The sequence below is a fragment of the Alloyangia mangrovi genome, assembly GCF_002300555.2.
In the GTDB taxonomy this organism is placed as follows: Bacteria; Pseudomonadota; Alphaproteobacteria; order Rhodobacterales; family Rhodobacteraceae; genus Salipiger; species Salipiger mangrovi.
The window spans coordinates 1-6817 of the sequence record NZ_NTHN02000107.1; the positions used below are offsets into that span (position 1 = coordinate 1).

Here is a 6817-nt window from a genome sequence, read left to right on the forward strand (position 1 = left end):
CCGCGTTGTCCGGCGTGCGGGGGCAGCACCCCCGCTCTCAGGTCACGCTCAGGCGTGCACCTCGGTATAAGTGCCCTCACCCGCCAGGATGCCGCGGAAGCCGCCCGGCTCGTTCAGCGAGAAGACGATCAGCGGCATCTTGTTGTCGCGCGCCAGCGCGATGGCCGAGGCGTCCATGACCTTGAGGTTGTCGCGCAGCACGTCGTCGTAGGAGATGCGGTCGTAGCGCTTGGCCTCCGGGTTGGTCTTGGGATCGCAGTCGTAGATCCCGTCCACGTTCTTGCCCATGAAGATCGCCTCGCAGGCCATCTCGTTGGCGCGCAGCGACGAGGCGGTGTCGGTGGTGAAATAGGGGTTGCCGGTGCCCGCGGCGAAGATGCAGACCCGCTTCTTCTCGAGGTGGCGCACAGCGCGGCGGCGGATGTAGGGCTCGGCCACCTCGTCCATGCGGATCGCCGAGATCACCCGGGTGAAGACGCCCAGTTCCTCGAGCGCGGACTGCATGGCGAGCGCGTTCATCACCGTCGCCAGCATGCCCATGTAGTCTGCCGTGGTGCGCTCCATGCCCTGCGCCGAGCCGGCGAGACCGCGGAAGATGTTGCCGCCGCCGATGACCATGCAGATCTCGACGCCCATGTCGTGCACCGACTTCACTTCGCGCGCGATGCGCTCGACGGTCGGCGGATGCAGGCCGTAGCCCTGGTCGCCCATGAGCGCCTCGCCCGAGATTTTCAGCATCACACGCTTGAAGGTGGTTTGGGGCTGCTCGGTCATGTTGCGCTCCGTCTGTGCACGATCCAAATTGCGGCTATATGTGACCGAAAATACCCGCGCCTGCAATGCTGAGCGCCGCCGCAAGAAAGGATCGCCGGTGCCTGATCTGGTGAAACAATATGCGCCCGATCCCGCCCTTCCGGTGCTGATTGCGGGTCCCACGGCCAGCGGCAAGTCCGCCCTTGCGTTGGAAATCGCCGAATCTGCCGGTGGGGCAATCATCAACGCCGACGCGATCCAGGTTTTTGCCGACTGGCGCGTGCTGACCGCTCGCCCTTCGGTAGAGGATGAGGCGCGGGTGTCGCACCTGCTCTATGGTCACGTGCTAGGCAGCCATGCCTATTCCGTGGGCGACTGGCTGCGCGACCTGCAACCGCTCCTAGGCGGGAAGCGCCCGATTATCGTCGGGGGAACAGGGCTTTACTTCTCGGCGCTGACCGAGGGCCTGGCGGCGATTCCCGAAACCCCGCCCGAGATCCGCGCCCGCGCCATGGCCCGGCTCGAGGCCGGTGAACTGCGCGCCATGGTTGCAGAGCTTGATCCCGAGAGCCGGAACCGCATCGACTGTCACAACCCGATGCGGGTGCAGCGCGCCTGGGAAGTGCTCACCGCCACCGGTCGCGGGATCGCCGCCTGGCAGGCCGAGACGCCAGCGCCGCTGCTGCCGCTGGCTCAGGTGCAGCCGATCCTCTTCGACGTGCCCAAGGACTGGCTGAACGACCGCATCGCTCGGCGCTTCCGGCTGATGGTCGAGGGAGGCGCACTCGACGAGGCCCGCGCCAATCTCGCGCACTGGCACCCCGCCCTGCCCTCGGCCAAGGCGATCGGTGCGGAGGAGCTGATCGGGCATCTTCGGGGCGAGCTGAGCTTCGAGGCGGCGGTGGAGCGCGGCGCGATCCTCACCCGGCAATTCGCCAAGCGCCAGCGCACCTGGTTCCGCGCCCGGATGAAGGACTGGCCGCGCTACTGCCCCGAGGAGGCGCTGGCATGAGGCAGCCACGTTGCCGCGGCCCGGCCTGCTGCAACCTGTGGTTTCCCTGCGCACGTATCACGTTAGCCGATTGACGTAGGGTCGCAATTGATGCGCAATGGGCGGGCAGATGACTCAGATTGTGCAAGGGGGAAACGCAGATGAGCCAAGGCCGCAACGCGCAGTGGATCCATCCCGCGGTGCGGCAGGAGCTTTGCGATTTCCGTCGGGGCCGGGTCACGCGGCGCGAGTTTCTCACCCGGGCGACGGCGCTCGGCACCTCGGCGCTGATCGCCCGCGGCATGGTCGGCATGGCCGCCGCCGAAGAGACCCCCTCCGAGGCGCCGCCGGGCAGCACGCTGCGCATCCAGATGGAGGTGCGCCCGCTCAAGGACCCGCGCACCTACGACTGGTCCGAGATCGCCAATGTCTCGCGCGGGTGGCTCGAATACCTTGTCGAGTACAACCGCGACGGTAGCCTGCGGGGCATGCTGCTCGAGAGCTGGGAGGCCAGCGAGGACGCCCGGCAGTACTTGCTGCATGTCCGCCCCGGGGTCACCTGGACCACCGGAGAGCCCTTCACTTCGGGCGACGTGGCGCGGCTCATGGGCTACTGGTGCGACCGCAGCGTCGAGGGCAACTCCATGGCCGGGCGGCTGGCCGCGATCGGCGACCCCGAGACCGAGCAACTGGCCGAGGGCGCGGTCGAGATCCTCGACGATCTGACCCTGCGCCTCAACCTCGCCTATCCCGACGTGGCGATCATGGCCGGGCTGTCGGACTATCCCGCCGCCTGCGTCCATGCCCGCCATGATCCGGACACCATGCTCACCGATCCCATCGGCACCGGCCCCTACCTGCCCGAGGAGGTTGTCCCCACCCAGCGCGCCGTGCTGGTGCGCAACCAGGCCCACGCCTGGTGGGGGGCCGAGGCCGAGGGCTGGGGCGGCGCCACGCTCGAGAGGATCGAGTTCCTCGATTATGGCACCGATCCCGCGTCCTGGCTCGCCGCCGCCGAGACGGGCGAGATCGACATGCTCTACGAGAACGTCGGCACGTTCATCGAGGCCGCGGATTTGCTGGGGTGGGACCGCTCCGAAGTGATCACCGGCGCGACGGTGGTGCTGCGCGGCAACCAGCGGGCGCTGGTGGACGGCCGTGCGGCCTATGCCGACAAGCGGATGCGCAAGGCGCTGCAACTCGCCATCGCCAACGACATCGCGCTGGAGCTGGGCCACGCCGGGCTCGGCACGGTCGCCGAGAACCACCACGTCGCACCGATCCATCCCGACTACGCCGAGGTCGGCCCCACCGAGTACGATCCGGCCCTCGCGCTGCCGCTGGCGCAGGAGGCGGGGCTCGGCGATGTCGAGCACGAGCTGGTCACGCTCGACGATGGCTTCACCCGGCGCACCGGCGACGCCTGCGCCGCCATGCTGCGCGACGCCGGGTTCAAGGTGACCCGCAAGGTGCTGCCCGGCTCGGCCTTCTGGCAGGAGTGGAAGGATTACCCGCTGTCGATCACCGAGTGGAACCACCGTCCGCTCGGCATCCAGGTTCTGGCGCTGGCGTACCGCAGCGGCGAGGCCTGGAACGAAACCGGATACGCCGATGCCGATTTCGATGCGCTGGTGGCCGAGGCGCTGACCATCGCCGATGCCGAGGCGCGCAAGGAGATCATGGCCCGCATCGAGCGCAAGCTGCAGGAGGACGCGGTGATCGTTCAGCCCTTCTGGCGCTCGCTCTACCGCCACGTCCGGCCCGGTGTGCTCGGCGCCGAGATGCACCCTTCGTTCGAGATCCACCTCTACAAGCTGGCGCTGGAGGTCTAGCACTCGGCGGAAGGCTGCCACGCCCTGTCGCGGCCAATGACAGCCGCGCAGGGCTTCGGCAGAGTGCAGGGCGGTGGCAAGGCCGTAGTTCCGGTCGCCCCTGGGAGGAGACCCGCATGCTGACGCTCTACCACGCGCCGCGCTCGCGCTCGACGCGCATTCTTCAACTGATCCGCGACATGGGCATCGAAGAGGATGTCGACCTTCGGATCGTGCAGATCCCGCGCCAGGACGGCTCGGGCGGTCGCGACCCGGACAATCCCCACCCCGAGGGCAAGGTGCCCCTGCTCGACCATGACGGCGCGATCATCCGCGAGAGCAACGCTGTGATGCTCTACCTGACCGACCTCTATCCCGAGACCCCTATGGGCCGCCCCGTCGGCCATCCCTCGCGCGGCGCCTACCTGTCGTGGCTGGCCTGGTACGGCAACGTCTTCGAGCCGGTCTACGTGTTGCAGGTGGCCGGGATCTCGCATCCGATCACCCAGGTCACCTTCCGCGACGTGCCCGAGGCGGTGGCCCGGCTCTCGGAGGCACTGGCCGAAAAGGACTGGTTGGTCGACGATCAGGTCAGCGCGGCGGACCTGCTGGTGGCCTCGACCTACGGGTGGTTCCGCGATCTCGTCCCAGAGGATCCGCGTATCAGGGACTGGGTGGCGCGCTGCCTGTCGCGCCCCGCAGTGACCTCGGTCATCGAAGAGGAGATGGCGCGCTGACGCGTCACTGCTCGAGCAGATCCTCATAGCGCGCGTCGGTCAGTGTCTTGAGAAATGCCACCAACGCATCCACGCGCTTGTCGTCGAGCGCCGGCCCCTCGGTCAGCTCGGGCGCAAGGGCCTCGGGAACTTCCGGCGGACCGAAGGGCTCGCCGGTCTCGGGGTTGATCTTCCGCGCGTCGTTGCGGGTGTTGTAGCTGTTGTAGAAGAGGATCACCGTCCGCAGGTCCTCGAAGGCCCCGTTGTGCATGTAGGGCGCGGTGACCGCCACGTTGCGCAGGGTCGGCGTGCGGAAGGCACCGCGCAGGGTCTCGTCCGCCGGGGAGCCGTCCTCGGTCAAATGCGCGTTCTGCAGCAGCCCGCCGTCGATGAAGCCCGCCTCCGCGCCATTCGACGCGCGCAGCGCGCCGTTTGCCGGAACGCCGAGGTTGTGGAAGCGGTAGTCCGAAAAGGTCTCGGCAGGGTCCACCGCGCTGCGTTGCAGCTGGTGGCACTGGTTGCAGTTGGTAAACTGCTGCGAGAAGAACAGCAGCCGTCCGAGCTCTTCCTGCTTGGTCAGCTCCGCCTCGCCGCGCAGGAAGCGGTCGTACTTGGAATCGAAGGGCGCGAACTCGGGCCGCCGCTCGAATTCGGCGATGGCGCGGGTCATGGCGGCGTAGCCCGCCTCGGGATCGTCAAGCGTGCCGGGACCGAAGAGCGCACCGAAGGCGGCTACATAGTCCGGGTTCTCGCGCAGCCGCGCCACCACCTCGGATTTGTCGCCCATACCCATCTCGATGGGGTTGAGCGGCGGGCCTCCAGCCTGCTCTTCAAGCGTCACCGCGCGCCCGTCGTGGAAAAGACCGCCGCGCCAGCGGCCCTCCTCATCCCGCGCCAGCTCGGGCACATGCGCGGCATAGGTCACCGTGGGCGCGTTGCGATCGCCGATCGAGGCGCCGTCATCACCGATCGAGGCGGCGCCGCGCGGATCGGCGAAGGCATAGGCGGGATCGTGGCAGGTGGCGCAGCTCTGCGAGCGGGTCTTCGACAGGTTCGCGTCGAAAAAGAGCGCCTCGCCGAGTGCATCCATGCTGTCGAAACTGGCCGGGGCCGCGGTCAGCCGGGCCAGGCCGAGACCGCCCGCGCCAAGCGCGAGGACGGTGGCGGACGCGAGGATGGCGGCATGACGCATGGGGCTCTCCTGTGGACCTGACGGCGGGGCTCGGCGATGCCGATCCGACCAGAATGGCCACGCGCAGGGCGCAGGGCCTTGATCGGGATCAAATCCCTAGCCTTTAGGTCAGGCATATCAGGCAAAGCGCTCCCAGCGTCAAGTGAGGCGGGGCAGAGACGATGGTCCCGGGAGTACCGGACGGGGGCCTACTGACCCCAGATCACCTTCACGTAATTCATCGTCTCCTGATAGGGCGGGATGCCCCCGTGCTTTTCCACCGCGCCCGGTCCGGCGTTGTAGGCCGCCAGCGCCAGCTGCCAGGAGCCGAACTTTCGGTATTGCTGGATCAGGTAGCGCGCCCCGCCCTCGAGGTTCTGCGCCGGGTCATGCGGATCGACCCCGAGCTTGCGCGCGGTGAACGGCATGAGCTGCGCGAGGCCGATGGCCCCCTTGTGCGACAGCGCCTTGGGGTTGAACCCGGATTCCTGCTGCACGAGGCGCAGGAAGAGATCCTCGGGCACACCGTGCCGCCGCGCCGCCTGTCGGGCGAGATCGGCGTAGGGGCCACGATAGCTGCCCCGATAGCTCGGCACCGCGCCCTCGTTGCCGCCCATGGGCCCCCATTTGGTCGGGGTCACCACGCGGCTTGGCTGCAGCCGCACCGAGCTGTTGTATTGCTGAGACGCGCGCCCATCGAGCACGTTGGTCTGTTTGGAGAAGAGCCGCACCCGGCTCTTGGATGAAAGCACCTCTGCCGAGACCGAAGTTCCCAACAACACCAGAGCACACACCACTCCGGCCAGCGCCCGCGTTGCGGTCTTGCGCATCACGTCCCTGTCCCGCTTCACTGTTCCCTTATGGCCCGACTATACAGATAAATTGACCCTAGGCCAGCTTGCCGGACACACCCCCACCGGCGGATTTCCGCGCGGCATTGAGCGCTTGGGGACACCGGGCCCGTGGTGTAGACCTGTGCAAACACTCCGCCTGCGGGGATTCGCAGCCGTGCGAAAATCCCTTTCAGGCACAGGCAATCGACCCGCCTGGACAACAGGCGGCGACCAGAAAACGACCAGACGAAACGACCAAGAATAAGGGGATGACATGGCCGGCTCCGTGAACAAGGTGATCCTGGTAGGCAATCTCGGTGCGGACCCCGAGGTGCGCACCTTCCAGAACGGCGGCAAGGTCTGCAACCTGCGCATCGCCACCTCCGAGAACTGGAAAGACCGCAACACCGGCGAGCGCCGCGAACGCACCGAGTGGCACTCGGTCGCGATCTTCAGCGAGCCGCTCGCGCGGATCGCCGAGCAGTACCTGCGCAAGGGCTCCAAGGTCTACATCGAGGGCGAGCTCGAGACACGCAAGTGGC

The 6817-nt window shown here is 67.6% G+C and carries 7 protein-coding genes; 4 read left to right on the forward strand and 3 right to left on the reverse strand.

What is annotated here, in order from left to right:
- Positions 1-48: 48 nt before the first annotated feature.
- On the reverse strand, positions 49-774 hold the full coding sequence (gene pyrH, locus CLG85_RS26665) for a UMP kinase (RefSeq protein ID WP_095883193.1): 726 nt from the start codon (positions 772-774) through the stop codon (positions 49-51).
- 97 nt (positions 775-871) lie between these two features.
- Here pyrH and miaA point away from each other — a divergent pair, with 97 nt between their 5' ends.
- From miaA to CLG85_RS26680, 3 genes are all read left to right on the forward strand, one after another.
- Positions 872-1765: a tRNA (adenosine(37)-N6)-dimethylallyltransferase MiaA gene (gene miaA, locus CLG85_RS26670; RefSeq protein ID WP_235865451.1), complete on the forward strand. Its 894-nt coding sequence runs from the start codon at positions 872-874 to the stop codon at positions 1763-1765.
- Positions 1766-1905: 140 nt separating this feature from the next.
- A complete protein-coding gene (locus tag CLG85_RS26675; protein WP_095883191.1) occupies positions 1906-3576 on the forward strand; it encodes an ABC transporter substrate-binding protein in 1671 nt (556 codons plus the stop codon).
- A gap of 116 nt (positions 3577-3692) precedes the next feature.
- The gene (locus CLG85_RS26680) at positions 3693-4292 is read left to right on the forward strand and encodes a glutathione S-transferase family protein (protein ID WP_095883190.1); all 600 of its coding nucleotides are present in this window, start codon (positions 3693-3695) and stop codon (positions 4290-4292) included.
- Between the two features lie 4 nt (positions 4293-4296).
- Here the strand turns inward: CLG85_RS26680 and CLG85_RS26685 are convergent, their stop codons facing one another.
- Positions 4297-5463, reverse strand: coding sequence for a cytochrome-c peroxidase (locus CLG85_RS26685; RefSeq protein WP_095883189.1), 1167 nt, complete (start codon positions 5461-5463; stop codon positions 4297-4299).
- A gap of 188 nt (positions 5464-5651) precedes the next feature.
- The gene (locus tag CLG85_RS26690) at positions 5652-6272 is read right to left on the reverse strand and encodes a lytic transglycosylase domain-containing protein (protein WP_095883188.1); all 621 of its coding nucleotides are present in this window, start codon (positions 6270-6272) and stop codon (positions 5652-5654) included.
- A 277-nt stretch (positions 6273-6549) separates the two neighbouring features.
- Here CLG85_RS26690 and ssb point away from each other — a divergent pair.
- On the forward strand, positions 6550-6817 hold a 268-nt coding region (gene ssb / locus CLG85_RS26695; RefSeq protein WP_260350328.1), incomplete at its 3' end, for a single-stranded DNA-binding protein.